Here is a 20,296-nt window from a genome sequence, read left to right as displayed (position 1 = left end):
GTGTCGGGGGTCGACTTGACGGATTTTGTCGGTCGGCGGGTGCAGAATGTCGGAGCAGGACAAATAGGGTGCTCTCGAATGGGCACCTGTGCGGTTTGTGGCCGCGGGGTACGAGGGGGCGGTGAACGGCATGCGCGATGCATTCGGAAGGCTGAGCATCGTCGATTTCGCAGCATTTCGGCTACCCCCGATCCGGATCGTTTCTACGTCTCTACGGGCCTCGGCGGAGTTGTTCCGCCCGCGTTGCAAGGATCGACATCGCTTATGAACAACTCTGAAAACGGCGCGGTTCTCGAGACTGTTGCTGAACTGACCCAACTTGCTCTGGGCACCTATGCCTACAACCCGGCACGGATCGAGGAGGACGCGAACGGCGAGCGCCGTATTCACCAAGGTGGCTACGGCGACCGACAACTGTTCGAACTCGTCCAAAATGCGGCCGACGAGCTGCGGGACCTCGATCGTTCTGGTGGTCGCATTCATGTGATTCTCACAGAGGAGGCGCTTTACTGCGCGAACGAAGGCACTCCGATGACACCTCAAGGGGCGGACACCATCCTCAGGATGGGGGTGTCCAAGAAGCGAGGTGGGCAGATCGGCCGCTTCGGCGTGGGAGTCAAGTCGGTACTCTCAGTTACGCGAACACCGCAGTTTTTCAGTACCACAGGATCGTTCGGATTCGACGCCGATTGGTCGGCTAAGCAGATTCTCGATGCAGTGAACGAGAGCCGCCGAAGTAAGGGAGAAGCCCCGCTGGAATCGATCGGGGAAACGCCCGTCTTGAGAATGGCACGGCCCCTCGAGTCCGCTCGCCAAAGGGCGGACGACAGCGTGCTCGATTCGCTACTCGGATGGGCCAGCACAGTGGTTCGACTGCCGCTTGTGCGAGGTGCTGCCGACCGGCTGTCGGCAGACATCCACTATGACGGCGCGCGCCACGCTCTCAATCGTGAGTTTCCGCATCTTTTCCAGCTTTTCTCGTCGCACGTCGGGACTGTTGTGCTAGAGGATCGCAGTGTAATGCCGAAGGTTCGTCGGGAAATCTCTTGTACTCAGAGAGGCGATTTACGAACAATTCATCAGGCGCGGAGCGGTGCGAAGTCCACGGCAGAGAGCTATCGGGTATTCAGTATGCCCCATGGGGTCAGCGACGAGTCCCGCCGAGGGGCGGGTGAACTGCACGACCGCGTGACGATCGACATCTCGTGGGCTGTCCCCGAGTACTCGAAAGCGCGAGAGGGTAGCTACCTCACTGTTCCTGCGGAGCGCGGCACCTTCTGGTCCCATTTTCCGACCAAGTATCCGATGCAGCTGAGCGGCGCGCTCAATGCGGCGTGGAAAACGAATGAGGATCGGCAGAACCTTCTTGGCGGAAGTGAGCTGAATGCCGAGCTGCTCGAGGTCGCAGCGAATCTCGTTGTAGGCTCGCTCGAAGAGCTCTCGCCGCCCGAGGATCCCGCGGCATACCTCCCGTTGTTGCCTGGACGTGCAAGGGATTCGGAGTCACCGAACTGGGCGTGCAAATTTCTGACAGAACACATCTGGAAGCTCGCGGCCAAGAATCCGTCTCTGCCGGATCAACGCGGCGTGCTGCAAATTCCGACTTCGTTGCGAATCCATAGCGAGAAGCTCTCGACCAAGGCGCTGGGGCTCTGGCGCGAATACGAGGGACGTCCTACGGACTGGGTGCATCACTCGATCGAAGGGCCGGGTTTCCGCCGCGGCAAAATGGTCCACATCCTGGATGCGGCATCGCACAACGATCCCGCGTCGATTCCGGAATGGCTCGAAGCGCTCGTCGCAGATGGCACGGTGGATGCGTCGAAGGCCGCGATTCGGGTGTTGGCTCACTTGTTGGCCAATGATCTGGATGGCTCCAAGACGTCTGCGGAGGCTGCAGACGCCCGCCGCGCGCGGATCGTATTGACCGATCGAGGTGAGTTTGTCGCACCCACAGCCGGTGGTGTATTCCGCCGGTCGAGCGAGGATGGACTGCGCGATGATTTGGTCTACGTCGATCAGCGCGTCGCTGACGACGACGAACTCGCTCCGTTGCTCGACCGATTGGGGATCCGCGAAGCGGACACGGAAGGGCGATTTCACAGTGTCCTCGATCAAGGCTTCGCGCGATACACAGAGGAGTCGTGGTCGCGGTTCTGGGAATTGCTTCACGTAGCCGGCGGGGCAAGTCAGGCACGCGCGATCGCCGACAGGGTTTCTGACATTTCGACGACTTTGCACGCGCGTACGATCGCCGGAAAGTTTCAGCCGCTCCATGCATGCATGCTGCCAGGGCCGGTTGTGCCTGGTGATGGGTCCAGAGACGCTGATCTGACAATCGACATGGAGTTCCACGCGAACGACCGCTCGATTCTGCGGGAGTTCGGCGTCGCGGACCGGCCTATTACCGGAATCAAACCGGAAGCTGACGGTTGGTTCGAGTCATATCGCGCGTCGATGTATGAGATGTACTGTGCCTCCCTGCCCGCGACGACTCGCCCGGTTATGCTGCACACAATGCGCCTGGAAGGAGGCGTAACAGCCGGACCACTTCATCTTTTCAAACACCTGTCTCCCGAAGGTCGAGCTGCCTTTCTCGCAGCTGCGCCGGAGGAAGGCTTCGTCGAGAACTGGACCCGGCAAATTGGGAAGGCGTCGAGTAATCGAGCCCAGGTAATTTCGCCGATACGCTGGCTTTTTCACACGCAGGGTTGGGTGAATACGTCGCAGGGGCTTGTCCGCGTTCAGGATGCGGTGGGTCCTCAGTTGGACGCCTACTCGGAGGTACTTCCGGTTGCGCACATCAGCGCAGGCAAAGCCCAACGCCTCCGACTTCCCAGTCGCGTCGAGGAGGTGGCGTCCGACCGTTGGAAGGCATTGCTCGATTCGGTGAAGTCGAGCACCGACGACGCCTTCGTGGGGCGGTCCTATGCTCTTCTGATTCGAGTCGCCATCGACTTGTTGCTCGAGGAGGACTCCGTTCGCTGCCGCGTAGGCGACAGTTGGGACCTGTTGCCGGACGAATCGATTGCAGTCGCTGTTAGTCGTGTTGAATACGACGAACTGATCCGAGAGAATCACCCTGCGCTGCTCGTTGACTCGCCTAAGGACGCTGAGCAAGTCGAGGTCATGATCAATGATTGGGGCATGAGGCGGGTCTCCGACGTGATCGAGAAGCGGATTCGCTCAGTGGCCTCGGGGGAGGCCACTGCGCTCGCTGCTGTATACCCAGCCCTTCGCCAGCGCCTCGGTTCACGGGTCAGCGGGCTCATGATGCAGCGCTGCGTTGAGCTGGAGGAAGTAGTTCGTACACCGAATGGGACCAGGCTCAGTGTGCTACCCAGCGCGCTCGACGAGTCCACCGTTTTTGTCCCGGACAATGCTTCCGCCGAGGAAGCGTTGGTCCTCGCCGATCAAGAGTTCGGATTCGGACTGGGTCCGACCGGCTGTCGGCAGGTTATCGAGGCGCATCGCCGCCAACTGGAAGACCAGGCTGTTCGGGAACGGATCAGCCTGGTTCGCACTGCGAAGTCGATTCCGGACAAGTTGGCGGCAATGCTCGATGAGACCCAGCTGCGACAGGGGCTCCCAGCGGGCCTCGTCGAGAGCGACGTCCACGAGAATGGCATCGCCCCGGGCAGCGCGAGGTTGGCGGAACTGGCGTACAACGCCCATGACGATGGCGTTCTCAAGGCATACGCGAAGGAGATCAGTTCGCGAATCCCAGGCACACCGCATCGATTCGACGGCGGTTCCTCGGCGTTGAAGTTCGTCACGGATCTCGGGTTTCCGGACTCCTTCGCCGGCGCCCGCTTGCCGTCGCTGCCTGAACGTGAGATCGCACACGGCCCAACGAACTTTCCGGTACTTCACCCGTATCAAGAGGAAATTGCGACACGCTTTGTCGACTTGCTCTGCAAACTGACACCGCAGCGCGCAATGCTCAGCCTCCCGACCGGAGCCGGCAAGACGCGCGTAGCGGCGGAAGGGGTAATTCGCTGGATTCGGAAATCCGGTCTTCCGGCAGGTCCTGTTCTTTGGATTGCTCAGACGGGCGAACTTTGTGAGCAGGCCGTGCAATCCTGGAAGTTCGTGTGGGAGAAGGTAGGTGCCGATTATCCACTTATGATCGATCGCTTATGGAGCGGAAATTCTGCCACTCCAGTTACAGGGCGGCCTCATTTGGTTGTGGCGACCGATGCGAAACTCAGGGAACGCCTCGGGACTGACGAGTATGGCTGGCTGAGAAGCCCGTCGTTGGTCATAGTTGACGAAGCGCATGAAGCCATCTCGCCCGAATACACCAAGATTCTGGAACTGCTGGGGCTTACGCACTGGATGACCTCCCGTCACCTGGTAGGACTGACGGCTACACCATTTCGAAACAACGCCGACACCACCAGACGACTTGTTCAGCGCTTCGGTAATAGTCGGCTCGACGAAGGGGTGTTTGAAGGCGAGCCGATCGCAAGCCTGCAGAAGCTTCAGATTCTGTCGTCGGTCGAACACAGGGAGCTCCCGGGCGCTGAGATTGCTTTGTACAAGGAAGAGCTGGCGGAGATCGAGAAGCTCAAGAACTTCCTCCCGAAGAGCGCGGAACGGCGGCTTGCCGAGGACGAAGGACGAAACAAGATTCTCATCGATGAGATCGTCTCGCTGCCGAACGATTGGCCGGTGTTGGTCTTTGCTACCTCGGTGGACCACGCGAAGTTGCTCGCCGCAAAGCTGAGCGATCGCGGAATTCGTTCCGTTGCCATTGATTCGGCAACGCCGATCGCCGACCGTCGTCGGTGGATCGAGGGGTTCCGCAAACGCGAGATCCGAGTTATCACCAATTACGGCGTCCTTTCCCAAGGATTTGACGCGCCTGCCACCAGGGCGGTGTTCATCGCCCGGCCGGTTTACAGTGCGAATGCCTACCAGCAGATGGTCGGGCGAGGGCTTCGAGGCCCGAAGAACGGTGGCAAGGACACCTGCTTGATCTTGGACGTGCGGGACAACATCACCAACTACGACAACAATCTCGCGTTCACGGAATTCGAGCATCTGTGGGAGAAGGAAGCGCGGTGACTACGGCGACCGACCCGACGGTCTCGCTGACCGCAGCGCAGAAAGATGTCGTCGAGCAGCCTTCAGACGCATGGGTGCTCGTCACCGCTGGTGCAGGAGCAGGCAAGACGACCACTCTGCTACACCGACTCGAGTTCCTCATCGCAGTCGAAGAACTGGAGGCGTCGGAGATTCTGGTTTTGAGCTTTTCTCGCGCGGCCGTGAGGGAACTGCGTGACCGCGTCGACCGCCATGCAGTGAGCGCTCGGCGAGTGAGGGCGCATACGTTCGACGGGTGGGCGCTGTCGCTCCTCCATCAAATGGATCCCCATCGTGAGGATCTCGCTGGCACAACCTTCGACGACAGAATCGCGATGGCGATAGAGGCAATCGATGCCGGAGTCGTCGAGTCGTTCGAGAACGGTCCGCCGGCGCACATCGTCATCGACGAGGTCCAGGACCTGGTTGGGATCCGTCGTGAACTGGTGGAGGCGTTACTGGACCGAATCGGACTAGGCTGCGGGTTCACCATGGTCGGCGACGCAGCTCAGGCGATCTACGGATTTCAGATCGACGATCTCGCTGACAGGGCCGCAGAGACGAATCGGTTCTTCGACTGGGTGCGCGTCACATTCGGGGACGACCTCGTTCATGTCTCGCTGGACGACAATTTCCGCGCCCGGACACAGGACGCGCGAGCCGCGCTGCCGCTGGGTCCGCAGTTGCAGATGCTGCCCCAGGAAGGGGAAGCTGCGCGCGTCGAGGGGATTCGGATCCACACCGCTCTGCGCGAGATTTTGGAGACGATGCCGGACTTCGGGAGTCTCGACGACCCGTTTGTGCAGAATTCGTTGCGTGAGTTCGACGGGACTGCAGCGATCCTGTGTCGTACGAACGGTCAGGTCTTGTGGTTGTCCGAGAGGCTGAAAAACTTCGATATACCTCACCGGATTCAGCGATCGCCGAGAACCCGACCTGCGCCGGCGTGGGTCGCCGAGTTGGTCAAAACTGCTCGGGGTTCGACGATGACAGAGTCGCAGTTCACAGAGGCATACGGTTCGCTCCCCAATACGGTGGATGAGCCCGGTCGAGTATGGCGATCGCTTCGCCGCGCGGCGTCGAGCCCGAACAACCGGCTCGATATCAGTGTGCTCGTGCGTGCAGTCGCTGATGGTCGGCTACCGGATGAGGTGACGGGTACACCCCCTCACGCGCTGGTGCTGTCAACTGTCCATCGGGCGAAGGGACTCGAATTCGACAGGGTCGTCGTGATCGAGCCCGACGCCATCGGTGACGAGGGGGTGAGGGAGATCGATCCTCCGGCAGAGGCGCGAGAGCTTTACGTCGCGATGACGCGTCCGCGTGACGACCTCTACTTCATGACTGTTCGAAAACTGTGGGAGATGCGGAAGGCGAAGCGCGTCGACCGTTGGTATATCGGGGGGAGAGAACGCTGGATGAGATTGGGGGTCGAAGCGTCTGAGTGGGACGTGAACAGGGACGTCCCCGCCGGCTATTCAGACGGGGGTGGCGAGGCTCCCATGACCCAGGTCTACCTACGCGATGTGGTTCAGGAAGGTGACGTTGTCGAGTTGAGCAGGTTGCACGATATGCCGATGGCATCCGACCAGACTCCGCCGTACGGGATCTATCATGACGGCCGAGCAATCGGCGAGGTGTCGGAGCGCTTCCGACGAGAGCTCCACCGGGTGCTGCAGCGGTTCCCGCGCGCGGAGGTATCGTCGTGGCCCCAACGAATCTCGGGCCTTCGAGTCGATCTCATCGAAAGCGTTGCCGGATCTGATGCTGTTGCCGAACGGGCCGGCCTCGACGTAGGACTCTGGCTTGCCCCGAGGCTGTCCGGGCTCGGGCGGTTCGACTGGCACGGAAATCCTGACGAAAGTGAATCCACCGAATGAGCAAGCTCGACCACAGCGCGCATTACGCATTGAGGGCAGATATTCGTAGTGCCCTTCGCGCCGACCTTCTCGGCCCGCACGACGGACCACATGAGGTACTGGCCAACGATGCGCCTGTGACTGCATATCTTGTCGGAGTTCTGTTTCCGCACGTTGGAAAGTCCCCTACGAAGATCGGCGGCGACGAGGTCGGCGGCGATGGCACTCCGGATGTCGTTCCCGGGGATGACATTGAACAGGGAAACGACGAGCTCGGCGTCACGCTCACCAACCAACGCAAGCCATCGTCGATGGGGCTGACGTTTGGTATCGCTACCGACATTACCGACACGATCTACGTGAGTGTTCGAACGGCTCGTTACGCACCTGAGGACGAGAACGGGGTCCCAATCGAGCCCACCCGGAGCGAAGCGCGCAGTACCGACCGTCAGCGAGAACGATGGCGGCGGATGCCACTCGAGTTTGATCCCCTCCCGGTCGTTGTCGGGCCTCCCGGCGTGCAGGCGCCACACTTGTTGGGACCTGGATTGGAACTGCGTGTCCTTGCTCGCAAGGCCGATGATCGCGGGGTGGCGACGGTGACCGTCACGATTGTCAACACGCTTCGCACCGGTGAACACGACCTCCAGGACGCGTCTTGCTTCTTCCAGTCCGAGATCGTGGTGACCGGGCCCGAAGGACTGGAACCTTTCGTCGAGCGCGCGGTGGGCTCCAGAGCGGTGGACGAGGAGCAGGCTCTGAGTCGTCTTCTGCATCGCCATGCGCCTTCCTTCGCTGTCGGACACGGATGTTCCGTCGCGTGGGAATGGATGCCCCCCGCTCTGGGAGAGCCGCTGCCTGAACGCTGTGCCGTGTCGCGAGTGCATACCGACTTCATGCCGACTCACGACGTGTTGTTGACGGACTCCAATCCTGATATCGACGATGATGCGCTTGGAATGTGGGGCCTCGGAACAGGTGACCGGGCCCACGTCATCGGAGCGCTGACGGGCCTCCTCGAGGGCTACAGGGTATGGATTGACCAACTCAGGGCCGACGCCGCAGCACTCGAATCCACTGAGTACGCAGCTGCCGCGGAGCGACAGATCAAAGAATGCTCTAAGGCCCTCGAGCGCATGAAAAGTGGGCTTGCGCTCTTATCGGATTCCGAACGTTCTGAGGTGTTTTCCGCATTCCAACTCGCTAACCAGGCGATGGCACAACAGCGCGCGCGGAGTGCCTGGATCAAGGGCGGGCGTACCGGCATTGTCGAGACCGCTTCCGGACGGTGGCGTCCGTTTCAGATTGCCTTCGTTCTGCTGTGTCTCGAAGGGATCGTCGATGCCAAGCACGACGACCGAAAGGCTGCGGATCTCTTGTGGTTTCCTACCGGCGGCGGCAAGACCGAGGCATATCTCGGTCTGATTGCGTTCACTGTCTTTCTCCGGAGGCTGCGCAACGAAGCAGAGACCGGGGCCGGTGTCACCGTGCTCATGCGGTACACCCTCAGATTGTTGACCCTGCAGCAGTTCGAGCGGGCGACCATCCTCATCTGTGCCATGGAACGCATCCGGGAGAAGCGCGACGATCTCGGCGCAATACCCATCTCCATCGGTATGTGGGTTGGACAGTCCGCGACACCGAACAGCCTGGAGGACGCCGAGGTTCAGCTCGAGGAGCTACGCAAGAACCCACAGAAGGCACTTCAGCGGAAGAACCCGGTGCAATTGAGACGCTGCCCGTGGTGCGGAGAAGGGCTGGACGCAAACAACTACGAAGTGGTGATGGACCGTAATTGCATGCTGGTGGTGTGTCCGAACTTGCAATGCGACTTCAGTCGCGGCGACGGTATACCGGCTCACCTCGTCGACCAGGCAGTATACGAGGCCCATCCAACACTGGTCATCGCGACTGTCGATAAGTTCGCGTCGATGCCATGGCGTCCTGAGACGTGTTCACTCTTCAACCGCGACCTTGTCGACACCGCCCCTCCCGAGCTCATCGTGCAGGACGAGTTGCACTTGATCTCGGGCCCGCTGGGGACGCTGACCGGTCTCTACGAGACCGCGATCGACATTCTCTCCGATCAGCCCAAGGTCATCGCCTCGACAGCGACGATTCGACGTGCGGGCGACCAGGTTGGGGCCCTTTTCGATCGGGGCGTCGCGCAGTTCCCCCCATCAGGGCTCGACTCGAGAAGCTCGTGGTTCGCGGTCGAAACGCCGCGGAATAGCAAGGCGTCCCGACGTTACGTCGGGCTGTTCACTCCAAATGGCAGTCAAGCAACCCTGCTCGTTCGTACCTATGCGGCGCTCCTAAACGCAGCGCACGTTGCTCGCGAGAGCGCCGACCCGACAGTGCTCGACGCCTACTGGACCTTGGTCGGGTATTTCAACAGTCTTCGGCTCCTGTCGGCTGCGGAACTCCAGGTGCTCGACGACGTTCAAGATCGCCTCGAGTTGCTGGCCGCCGGCAGCGGCGTCGAGGAGCCACGCTCCGCCACCGACATCATCGAGCTCAGTAGCCGCGCCGACTCGAGCGATATCCCGCAACACTTGAAAAGTCTTGACATCGCATTGCCTGACGAACGCACACTCGACGCCCTCCTGGCAACCAATATGATCTCGGTCGGTGTCGATATCGATCGTCTGGGGCTGATGGCTGTCATGGGCCAGCCGCAGACCACCGCTGAGTATATTCAGGCCACAAGTCGAGTTGGACGGCGCCATCCCGGGCTTGTCGCGATCATGTTCAACTCGGCTCGTTCACGAGATCGCTCACACTACGAGAGGTTTCCCACATTTCACTCCGCGCTCTACCGCGAGGTGGAATCGACCAGTGTCACGCCGTTCTCTGCGCGCTCCCGCGACCGTGGCCTGCACGCCGTGATCGTCGCGCTGACGCGACTGACGATCCCGAATGCCGCAGCAAACGATGCGGCCGCCCGCATAGTCGACTTCGTCGACGAGATCGAATCGCGAATCGTCCCGGACATCGTCAAACGTGTCGCTGCAATCGATGAAAAAGAAGAGGAAGCAACGCGTTTGCACTGCACGGCCTTCGTCGATTGGTGGTTACAGGAGGCACAGGATTACCCGGACCTGTGCTATGAAGCGAAGAGAGGCACCATGCGGCGAGCGCTTCTCGCCGGCTTCGACACCGGCTCCGATGACGTGACCGGCTGGGAGACACTTTGGAGTCTGAGGGACGTCGACGCCGAGTCGACGTTGTTCTTGGGGAGCAACCGGTCAGGAGCTGTGCGATGACACCACCACCCAACGCTGCGCGCCGACGCCGGGGGGCCGGTGGACCGCCTAAACCCGTGGCGCGGAAGCTCGGCGCCGTCCGTCGTTCCCAGCTGGTCACCACCTACGGCGTCGGTTCCATGATCGCGATCGATAACGAGTCGTTCATCGTTGCGGGAATCGATTCGTGGGATATTTCGCAGGCGCAGGCGGTCTACGAAAGACGACTTTCACAAATACTTGGAGTCGGATCGTTCCGGCTACCACCGGCCCCCGATCCCGACCGGGGAACAGGCGGAGTAGTCGTTCATCGCTTTCCAGAGTTCTATTCGTGCCCCAGCTGCAAAGCGCTGCAGCAGTTCTTCAGGTTCAACTCGCAGAAGGGCAAAGCGCGCTGCGATGAGTGCAGCGAGAATCTGGTTCCTTCGCGGTTCGTCGTTGCATGTGACCACGGGCATATCGACGACTTTCCGTATTGGAAGTGGGTCCATCGGGACGTCGATCGAGCTCCTGGAAAGTGCGGCGGATCTTTGTCGCTCCACACCGATGGCAGTACGGCGTCGCTGAGATCGGTGGTGATCCGGTGTGATTGTGGAGTCCCTCAGGTGTCCATGGAGGGCGCATTCCGTTCGAAAGCACTGAGAGATCTCGGCATCCGCTGTGAGGGTCGTACTCCGTGGCTGCAGAACTCCTTGCCCGAACGGTGTGATCAGCCTCCGCGCGTGATGCAACGTGGTTCGTCTTCCGCATGGCACCCGATCATGAACAGCGCCTTATCGATTCCTCCATGGGGTGAAGGTCTCTACGCGCTCGTCGAACGGGAAAAGCTTATCGGTGCATCGGAAGGCAACGTCCGCTTTTACTTCAGAGACCGCAAAGGGCTGCTCGAGAAGCTCAAGGCGAGTGTCGAAGACGTGATCGAAGTGGTCAAGGCCTTTGAAGAAAGCGAAGCACTGTCTCAGGACGGCGACGTTCCAACTATTCGAACGTCGAGCACACTTCGCCACGACGAGTACAGGGCACTGGTTCGAGGGCGGCGGGAAGAGCACGTCGCGGAGTACCAACCGTTCGTGTGCGAACCCCCCGAGGGTGATACGACCGTCATCCGAGAACTCGGGATCAGTAGCAGTATGCTGGTTAAGCGCCTTCGTGAAGTGCGCGTGTTGTCATCGTTCGTTCGAGGAGAGGCGCCGACCGAGGCGGACTCCGACAGTCGACACGCGAAGATGAGTTCGACCGCCAATGTCGACTGGCTTCCTGCAATGGAAGTGAGTGGTGAGGGTGTCTTCCTCAAACTCGACGAGTCGCGGTTGGCTCGGTGGGAGGGCGATCCTGCAGTGATGGCTCGAGCAGAACGAATCAGGGCGAACCACACGGCGCTGTTACGCGAACGCGCAGCGGGCAAGGCCGACGCGGGTAAGGCTGTGGATTCTCACGTCACGCCGCGACTTCTGCTGTTGCACACCCTTGCGCACGCGCTCATCAACGAGTTCAGCCTCGACGCGGGATACCCGGCCTCGGCGCTTCGGGAACGTCTATACGCCGACTCGGATATGGCAGGTGTCCTGATCTATACCGCAACAAGCGACTCGGCTGGCAGTCTCGGCGGAATCGTGGCGCAAGGCGAACCCCGCAAGCTGGCTTTGACACTTCGTTCGGCCTTGGCCCGGGCGGAATGGTGCTCGAACGACCCATTGTGTATGGAATCGGAGTCGAGCGGTGCGGGCAGTGTGAACTTAGCTGCGTGTCATGCATGTGCTCTGCTCCCGGAAACCAGTTGTGAGTCGATGAACAGCTTCCTGGACCGGGCGATGCTCATTGGTGACCAGATCGGTAGGGTGCCGGGTTTCTTCACGGATCTGATCTGAAGCACGGAGCCAACCGCACCAACGAACTGAGTGAACGACGGAAACATGCGTGCGCAATCGGATCAGTGCACGGGGATCCGTCGCGCACGCTGTCAAGGAAGGAGTACGCGAACTAGATTCCTGTTAGTTACATAAGGCGCTCAACGGGGACGAAAAGGTATTGGTCTAGGGAACGCATTACCTGCCTGCGATGGTGTAGCTATAATTCCGCGAATATGGACGGCCGCCTTAACTTGTTGTAAAGGTCTGTTGCGCTGCACTTAGAGAGGGCGACGAGGCGGGCCTTCAGGGCTCGATAGGGTTCCGCGCACCGGTGGGCGCTTGGAGGTGAAGCGCCTTGCGTCGGGCGGGCAACATTCTTCTTCGGATACGAAGAGATTTGTGTCCACGGCGCTGCTCCTTTCATGGTGTCCGTTGCCACAAAAGAATCAAAGTACCCACTGGTGGTCAGACCGAGGTCCCAATTTATAGAAAACACTCATCCGGTGTAACCGAATTGCTCCAGGCGCCTACGGGCAACGGAGGTCTCGTCCTCTGTGAACAAGGTTGTGAATCTGGGATCGAGCACGGCAGCTTCGACCGTTAGGTCGAGCCGGTTTCGTTCCCAAAGATCGGCGAATCCGTCGGAGACCATTGGGGAGGCGATTAGCTTGCGTGCTGTCGCGAGGGGCCCGAGGTCGGCCAGCATCGAGCGGAGCTGGGGCGATGTGTATCTTGCTTCGCCCCGCGCGCGTTCGTAGCAGGATGTCAGAGCCCGCCCTAACGCGGCGACGAGGCCGTCGGTGGAAACTCGGGAGTCGAGTGGGGGTTCTGGTTCCTGTGTGTTGCCAGCAGCAGCTTCGTTGCGGTAATTGGCGAAACCGAGCAGCGCGTCGACGGAGGTGAACACCTCGTAGCCGAGTTCTTCGAGTCGAGGGAGATCGGCTTCCTCCGGGTCCAGCTCGAGCACAACTGGATTGCCCTGACCGACTTGGAAGCCGTCAGGCCAGAATGCCTCGGCAACTGCCAGCGCGCGCCCACTGACCGGGTCCGAGATCTCCGTGTCGGTGGCTGGCTCGGTGTAACCGAGATTTCGCAGCTCCGCTATCATGTCGCGGATCTGCGTCGCGCGCGGGTCGTCTTCCTCGTCGCTGACGACGGTGACACGTTGCAGCTCCGGTTCGCCGGTGGCCGTGCCTGAACCGGAACGCAGTCCTTCGAGGAAAGATTGAGCGGCGCCAGCAAGCAGCTCGCGGCGGGCGGCAAGGAAGTCGAGGTAGTTCTCGGCCTTCCACAGCTCCGGATCACTGGGGATCCACTGGGAGGCGAGGACGCCGGGGTACTTTGCCTCGACCTCGGCCAAGTACTCCTCGGGTGCACGCTTGCCGATCTGCAGATTTGTGTTCTGGGTCAGGAAACAGAAGTTGGCGAGAGCGTTGACCTCGCCGCGATCGTATTGATCGCGCAGCAGTGCCTTCGGAAAAATGTGGTGGATCTGCAAAGACGAGAGCTTGCCAAGTAGTTCGGCTTTGAGTTCGAGTCCACTGCCGAAGTCGCGCGCGCCGCTGACACGAGTGAGCAGGTATAGCAGCGGGTAGAAACGCGCGCCCCGGGTTGATCCCTCGAAGTCGTCCGCGAGAATTTCGAGTCGGCCGCCGCGGTTGCGCTCGAGCGTAGCGATCAGACCATCGACGCCCGCCCGCCTAACGGTTTCGTAGTCCTGCTGGAGGTATGTCTCAGTAGAGCCGCTGAACCTGCCCCACAGGGCGGAATGCACGTACCAGTACAGGACTTTGTCGCGGTGTGTTGCATTGCCGAACGTGCCGCCGTGCTTGGAGAGCAGATAGGAGATGACGGGGACGGCGTAACGGCCCATCAGCACCCGGTCGTGATCGAGCCCGAGCCGCCCAGAAGCGGCATCGATGAACGTGCCCACGTGCTCGACTGACGAGGTGAGTGCTTGCTCGAATTCCTGGGCCGATACCTTGTCGAGTGCGGAGAACAAGGCGCGACCGGTGGCGACTGCAGTTGCGTTGCGCAGCAGCCAATCGAGGCTGAAGTTGTAGCCCGCCTTCTTCCACTTGTTCAAATCGTCGCGCATAACTGTGCGTGCTTCGGACCACTGTGCGCAGAGTTTCGCGAGAGCAAGATCGCCCTTGGACAGCTTCGTGCCGCCGGAGTTCACCTTGTTGAAGATGTCGACAACTTCGTCGACAGTCTTGTCTGCCCCGGTTATCTTCTCCTGGTTGAAGACACGTTCCTTGACCTGGTCCAATTGATTCAGGCGTGTCAGGTAGGTGGTCGCGTCCTCTTGCCGGTCCGCGAATCGCGTCAAATACGCCATAGGGCCGTTCTGGAACAGCTCGCTCACACTGACCCAGGTGGGATCGCCTGCCATCTTCGTCGGGGCGTAGAACTCGAAGATTTCGTCCTCGACGTTGAAATGCAGCCCGGTGAAAGCCGACGCATCACCTTCGAAGAACGGTGGCGGTGTGCCGCGCACCACGCCATACATGGAAGTGATACGCTGCTGGCCGTCAAGCAGCAGCTGCCTCACTCCGGCACCGGTCACAGAACCGCGCACTGACACGCTGTCGGACAGTGTCTCCCACATCAGCAGGCCGCCGACTGGATATCCCAGGTATAGCGACCGCATCAGCCCACGAACCTGATCGCGGTTCCAGACATAGCCACGCTGAAACTCGGGCAGCAGAACTGTGCCCGAATCGATTTCGTCGAGCAGCGTGGACAACTTAGGCATGGTGTACCTTCCGAATAGCGTGCGATGTTACTGGGTGTCTATCAGATCAGGGGGACAAGGAACGGACTCGGCTCCTCGCTCCAAGTAACAAGGAGATCTTCTCGAGCCCGGGTACACGCAACGAATAGAACGCAGCGCTCGCGTTGCATGTCTCGTTCGTGGGTTTGTTGGTCTTCGTCGGCCGGGGTGACGGCTGCGGCGGCCGGTACCTGCTTCGCGTTCACTCCCACGACTGCCATGCAGCGGAACTCCAGACCCTTCATCGCGTGCATGGTGCCTACCAGAGTGGAGTCGGTCGAGCCTTTCGAGTTCGCCAACATGCGCACTGGGATGCTGCGAGTAAACAAGGCGTCCTGAACCTTTCTACCCAGCCACTTCGCGCGCGTCGCGATTCCGATCTCGCTCGGATCAACGCCACTCTCGATCCACGCTTTCACGGTTTCCGCGACGTACGTCACCTCCTCGTTCTGCGAGGCGAATTTTTTTGTGGTGGGTGGCGCCCCATGAACATCAGAGCGGCATCCTGCGATCGAGTCTAGCTGCCCGTCCATGTCGTCGATGCGCTCGCCATGTAACAACTGGAGGCTCCAGCCGAGGATCTCGGCCGTAGTTCGGTAGTTCAGGTTCAGGCGGCTGGATCGGCCGATGACCTTGATTCCGACGTCCCGCAGACTTACTCTGCTGTCGTATATGCGTTGGTGAGTGTCGCCGGCAATGAATATGTCGTCGGCACCTTCCGGCACAGCCGCCCGGACCAGCCGCCACTGTTCGGGGCTCAAGTCCTGAGCCTCGTCCACCACGATGTGCTTGTAGGGCTTGTCGATGCGTTCGGCGAGGAGCCGGGTAGCCTCGCGACACACCGTCTCGTGCGTCCACTGGTCGCGGTCGCGCAGCGAATTCTCGAACTCCCACACTGCCTGCCACACTTGTGCCTTCTGATTTGCCCCGAGTCGGCGGCCTCGTCCGGTCCGCTTCGCGGAAAGGTACTCGGAAGCGGCCGAGACACGCTGGGCGAGAGCGACGTTCCGCCATTCTGCAGCAAGGAATGCCTCGGTGAACGGGAGTTCGAGCCGTTGGATGATCGAGGACCACAGCTCCTTCTCCTCCGCTTCCGCCAGCATCGTCGGGGCACCATGCTTGTCGCGAAAGACCTGGTGGGCCAGTTTGTCGATGTGCTGTATGTCGATGCGGTCGAGTACCTCGGGGGAGTTTGTGAGTAGCTTGACGCCGGCGCGGAGCGAATCGGTGAGTGTTGAAGTGAAGGTGGTGACCAGCACCGGACCGGTGGACTGATTTGCCAGCCGATGCGCACGGTGTAGTGCGACGACTGTTTTCCCGGTGCCGGGACCTCCGGTGACTCGGGCAGGCCCCCGGAAGGCGGTATCGACAACTGCCTGCTGAGTCGGATGCAGGTAGATCCGCCACAGTGCGAATGGGTGGGCGAAGATAGCCATAAGATCAGCCGGACCATCGACAAGGACGATCCTGTCCCCGCTTCGCGCGACTGCGGCGTCGAGGTCGTCGGTATCGTACGGTTCGTCGACGATCTTGGCGCCGAGTTCCGACCAGACTTGTTCTGGCGTCAGACCGGATGCGAGGCCTGCCAATGCGTCCCACTGAGTCTCCGGAAGGACCGGCTTCAGTGCATCAAACTGGGCGTGGTCGGTAATAGTACGGGCGAGAGGCAGGATCGTTTCATCGATGCCAAGACGGGTCAGGTCGGCGTCGTTGACGCCCTCGAACAGGCGAGTCGAGGTTGCCTCCGCCACCTTGGTCAATTCGGGTAATGCCTCGTCGATTGTGGCTGCGTCTCGAATTTCGATCCCGCCTGTCGCACGGTTGACGGTGAGATCACGGCGACGCGCCCACATGTAAGCGTCGTCATGGGGCAAGACTGTCAACAGCGTGTAGACTTCGCCCATTTCAGGGGTGAGCACGACGCCACGGTAGAACTGGTCGATGCGGATTGAACGGTAGAGAGGATTGCGCGCGTCGGCGATCTTCTCCATGTGAATGCCGGTGTGAGTGGCTGCCTCGAATTTGATCAGCGTCTCGGTGATCTTGTCCTGCAAAGGAGCGTCGAGCTTGCGAAGTTCCTTGAAGAACTGCCGTTCGATGGCGAGCTTCGGCATCAGTGGATCTCCCTACGAGTTGCGCCGGCTGTTTCGGAAGTCCGGACTGTGGATGGCACCTATTGAGTTCGTGGTCGTTGGTGATGACATCACGACGTCGCCCACTGGACGATTTCGTCGACGACCCTCCGAAGAGAAGGCAGATGGACACCCATAAGATCGAGTTCGCGGACAAGGACACGCACGCCACCTGGTGAGTCGATGGGGAGGCCGTATTCCTCGCTCGCGTACACCTTCCAGTTGACCGAATCGGATGGGCCCTTGCCGAGTGCCGTGCGACACTCGGCAACCATCTCCGGCCACCCGGGAAACTTGGTAGCGAAGATTTCACGAATCGCGTCTTCGGGAAGCGCGAACAGCAGGTCAGCCTCTGTTACACCGAATACTGTCGGCTGCGGCAGCCCTTTTCGCTCAGCGATTTCCAGGATCTTTATCAGTTTGCGCTCCTCCGACGAGCGCTTTCGTCCGGATCGCGTCGCCATCGTGACCGGATCGGTGGCGTCAGTAAAGACTCCGATCTTGATACCCAGCTCGGTCACTACCTCGGAGTCGACAATGCCTTCGAGATTCTTTGTGCCGTGAATCGGGAGAATCTTGACTCCCGCAGCCTCGAGTGCCAATCCCGCGTACTCCTCCAATACGGCCTCGTCTAGGGGACCTTCGACGAACAGCACACCGCGATGGAGGGAAAGGATCGAGGCTGGGTGCATTCCGACATCGCTGGCGAGTTCCTGCAGGCGCGTGCTTGTTGTTGTGGGCAGTGTGCGGGCGGACGTGTTGACCAAGTCCGGATCGCGTGTGACGTGAACGAGACTGGCGCCGTTACCGGCTGCTCTCAGGAACGACTCGTGGTGAGACGCTGCCACGACAGTGAAACCGTTGTCGACCATCCGATGGCACCAACGCACCATGCTCTCGGCAGCGGCGGGGTGTAGGTGTGCTTCGGGTTCGTCCAGCAGCAGGACGTGGCCGGAGAGTCCGACTGAGCCAGCGTCGCGCAGCGACGTCAGGCTCGGGTTTTCCTGCATCAGGTGAAGTGCTATCTGGACCGCAGCGGCAATCCACCGCGCTGCACCGTTGCCTGCGGCGTCGACCGGGTCGGCGCACTGCGTGAGGCCGCGCTGATCGTATTCGAGCAGCACCTTGGGTATCGAACCCCACATGCTCGGGGCTGTGACATGAGCGCTGACAGCGCCATCGACGAAGTCAGGAAGAAGGTCTGTCGCCAGCGAGGCGAGCTGTGCGACGAGGGCTTCTGTGCGCGCCGGAACGCGATAGGTGAAGGTCCCCTCTGAGCTGCGAATCGATTCGAGCCATGGCAGCTCTCCGCGGCGGGCGAGAGATGTTGTAATGGCAAGCCGCGTGATGGCATCTTCAGCCCGTTCATGCAGCTTGGCCACCTGCCAGTCGAGGAAGAGGACGCGTGGACTCGGGGTAGCAACCGCACGCTGGGCCCACTCGCTCGAGATGGTGTGGAACAACGGGTCGTCTGAGATGTAGTCCTCATGAGACCCCAGGACTAGTCCGGACTTGGTGAAGGAAACCTGCACACGCGGACCCTCAAGATCGATTCCCGCGGCAGACGCGACCTGGTCATCGAAGCCGCGCCCCGCCTCGAGCTGAACTGTCATCGAACCCTGTGGATTCGAGAAACGTTCGGCGTGGGTTCGCCGGATGACTCCCTTCGCGTTCTTGGTGAAAGCCCCGTAGATGGTCTCTAGGATGTTCGTCTTTCCGGCGTTGTTCTTTCCGAAAAGAACCGTGAACTGCCCTGCTGCGAACTCGAGATCGTCGACTGACTTGTGGCCGTGGAGGTAGAGACGCTGAAGTTGCACGCTGTGAGATTACCGGGCACCTGACCGGTCTGGGGTCAGCGGTTGCGGATCAACCTGCAGTGTATTGATCGGCCACTGAAGCTCTACGGCGTCCACTCACAGAGCGCCCCGCTCGTACTCGCAATCTTGTCCTCGATTAACCCTGTAATACCGTTATCCCGGACTAGCAACCCGAAATCTACCGTTGGGGACGCAGACCGGTTGAGAGTAGCCCCAACGGGGGTGCAGGGGTGAGGCGAGTGTCTCCGTTTGGGCCAATGAGATCGATTCTGCAAGCCGCAATACTTCGTAGGAACCGCACTTGCTGATTTGACACCCGTCCCACAACGCAGGCCCACACACGACTAGCCGTCATCGGCATCAAAACGGCCTCTTGCCCCTTGCCCACAACTTGTCCCAGTCGCCTCGAATGCCGGTCGCATCGAAGTCGCCGAGTTCGGTCGTGGCGAACGGATCGTCAAGGTAGCGAACCTCGTCGAACTGCGCACCTCGGGGGTCGACCCGGATGAGGGCAAGTCGATAGCGTGGGACCGCATTCTTGCCGGTCATTACCTCGTTGTGCGTGACGAAGAAATTCTTCGCGCCCTCGGCGCGGGCCTTTACCTCGATGCGGTAGGTGTCGCCAAAGGACGTTGTGGAGAGGATGTCGAAGCCTTTGTTGTTGAACTCTTGCTCTTCCGGTTGGCGACCGATCTCACGCTCACAGGCGAGCACGAGCTCTACGCCGCGGCGTTCGACCGCCTTGGTCTCCTTGGTGGGGATCGGCGCGGTGGCCGGCAGGGCGCCTTCGAGCATCGCGACGGGCAGCACGAGTGCCGCCGTCAGGATGAGCGGTGGCTTGGTGGACATGAGAGCCTGCTGGTCGAGCAGCTCCAGGCGACGACGCAGGCGGTGGTCGAGTTCGACGGCCTTGCCGTTCAAACTATCGGAGGACTCCTTGGGTTTGTCGCCTACTCGCTCCTTCTCGGCCGCGACCGCGGCGTCGAGCAGCAGTCGTTCGGACTCGCTTTGCAGCCGTTTGGCGACGAGATCTCGAGTCTTGTCGAGTTCGGCCTTGCGCTTGGGCTGAACTTCGGCGAGGTATACGGGCAGTTGGTTGGAGATGATCCAGCTCGTTGCCTTGTTCTCGGCGTCGGCCAGCCACGGGAGCGAGCGGACCTCTGCGACTACCGGCACTTCGGGGGCGGCCACGCAGTCGAGATAGGGAGCCGGTCCTCCAGGAGTGATGGTGCCGGAGCTGTCGACGTACGCGTAGCCGAATCGGCGGGCCACCGAGGACCCTGTTGAGTCCGCGACTTCCTCGATGACACCGACGAGAAGATGCGGCTCCTCCAATGTGGAGGAAGCCAGAACGGTACCGGAGTTGAGCATGCCACCGAACAGGCGGATCGCCTCGTCCATCACCGCGTCGTGCAGCGGGTGGCCAGGGGCGAGCAGGTCGGCGCGAGCCATATCGTCCGATTGGATGTACGGCAGGTCGAAGGCCACTCGGTCGTAGCGGCTCGAAATGGGGCCGTGCCCCGACGCGC

At 60.7% G+C, this 20,296-nt stretch carries 7 protein-coding genes and 1 pseudogene; 4 read left to right on the top strand and 4 right to left on the bottom strand.

The window, feature by feature from the left end; genetic code table 11:
• Positions 1–264: 264 nt before the first annotated feature.
• Genes CA951_RS16895 through drmB form a run of 4 tightly spaced genes read left to right on the top strand, consistent with a single transcriptional unit; the run spans position 265 to position 12,060 of the window.
• Positions 265–5,070, top strand: coding sequence for a sacsin N-terminal ATP-binding-like domain-containing protein (locus CA951_RS16895; RefSeq protein WP_087557936.1), 4,806 nt, complete (start codon positions 265–267; stop codon positions 5,068–5,070).
• On the top strand, positions 5,067–6,968 hold the full coding sequence (locus CA951_RS16890; RefSeq protein ID WP_087557935.1) for a UvrD-helicase domain-containing protein: 1,902 nt from the start codon (positions 5,067–5,069) through the stop codon (positions 6,966–6,968). Before CA951_RS16895 ends, CA951_RS16890 begins: the two co-directional genes overlap by 4 nt.
• On the top strand, positions 6,965–10,213 hold the full coding sequence (locus CA951_RS16885; protein WP_087557934.1) for a helicase-related protein: 3,249 nt from the start codon (positions 6,965–6,967) through the stop codon (positions 10,211–10,213). The genes CA951_RS16890 and CA951_RS16885 overlap by 4 nt, the downstream gene beginning before the upstream one ends.
• Positions 10,214–10,269: 56 nt before the next feature.
• Positions 10,270–12,060 carry a DUF1998 domain-containing protein gene (drmB, locus tag CA951_RS16880; protein ID WP_256973840.1) on the top strand — a complete coding sequence of 597 codons (1,791 nt, stop codon included), beginning with the start codon at positions 10,270–10,272 and terminating at the stop codon, positions 12,058–12,060.
• A gap of 478 nt (positions 12,061–12,538) precedes the next feature.
• On the opposite strand, the gene CA951_RS16875 is transcribed toward drmB, so the two are convergent.
• From CA951_RS16875 to CA951_RS16860, 4 genes and pseudogenes are all read right to left on the bottom strand, one after another.
• Positions 12,539–14,800 carry a DUF262 domain-containing protein gene (locus CA951_RS16875; RefSeq protein WP_087557932.1) on the bottom strand — a complete coding sequence of 754 codons (2,262 nt, stop codon included), beginning with the start codon at positions 14,798–14,800 and terminating at the stop codon, positions 12,539–12,541.
• A 41-nt stretch (positions 14,801–14,841) separates the two neighbouring features.
• The gene (locus CA951_RS16870) at positions 14,842–16,932 is read right to left on the bottom strand and encodes a UvrD-helicase domain-containing protein (RefSeq protein WP_087557931.1); all 2,091 of its coding nucleotides are present in this window, start codon (positions 16,930–16,932) and stop codon (positions 14,842–14,844) included.
• A gap of 89 nt (positions 16,933–17,021) precedes the next feature.
• Complete coding sequence (locus CA951_RS16865; protein WP_087557930.1) at positions 17,022–18,767, bottom strand: ATP-dependent endonuclease; 1,746 nt, start codon at positions 18,765–18,767, stop codon at positions 17,022–17,024.
• Positions 18,768–19,127: 360 nt separating this feature from the next.
• Positions 19,128–20,294, bottom strand: a pseudogene (locus CA951_RS16860) (DUF3883 domain-containing protein); the annotation flags it as partial.
• Positions 20,295–20,296 lie beyond the last annotated feature (2 nt).

Source organism: Rhodococcus sp. NCIMB 12038 (genome assembly GCF_002165735.1).
Lineage (GTDB): Bacteria > Actinomycetota > Actinomycetes > Mycobacteriales > Mycobacteriaceae > Rhodococcus_F.
The sequence above is the reverse complement of the archived record's forward strand: the minus strand, read 5'-3'. Positions and strand labels throughout refer to the sequence as shown.

What these genes read in the sequence shown, in the direction of transcription:
- CA951_RS16895 (WP_087557936.1), top strand. Translation starts at nt 265, where the DNA reads ATGAACAACTCTGAAAACGGCGCGGTTCTCGAGACTGTTGCTGAACTG.
- CA951_RS16870 (WP_087557931.1), bottom strand. Translation starts at nt 16,932, where the DNA reads ATGCCGAAGCTCGCCATCGAACGGCAGTTCTTCAAGGAACTTCGCAAG.
- CA951_RS16875 (WP_087557932.1), bottom strand. Translation starts at nt 14,800, where the DNA reads ATGCCTAAGTTGTCCACGCTGCTCGACGAAATCGATTCGGGCACAGTT.
- CA951_RS16885 (WP_087557934.1), top strand. Translation starts at nt 6,965, where the DNA reads ATGAGCAAGCTCGACCACAGCGCGCATTACGCATTGAGGGCAGATATT.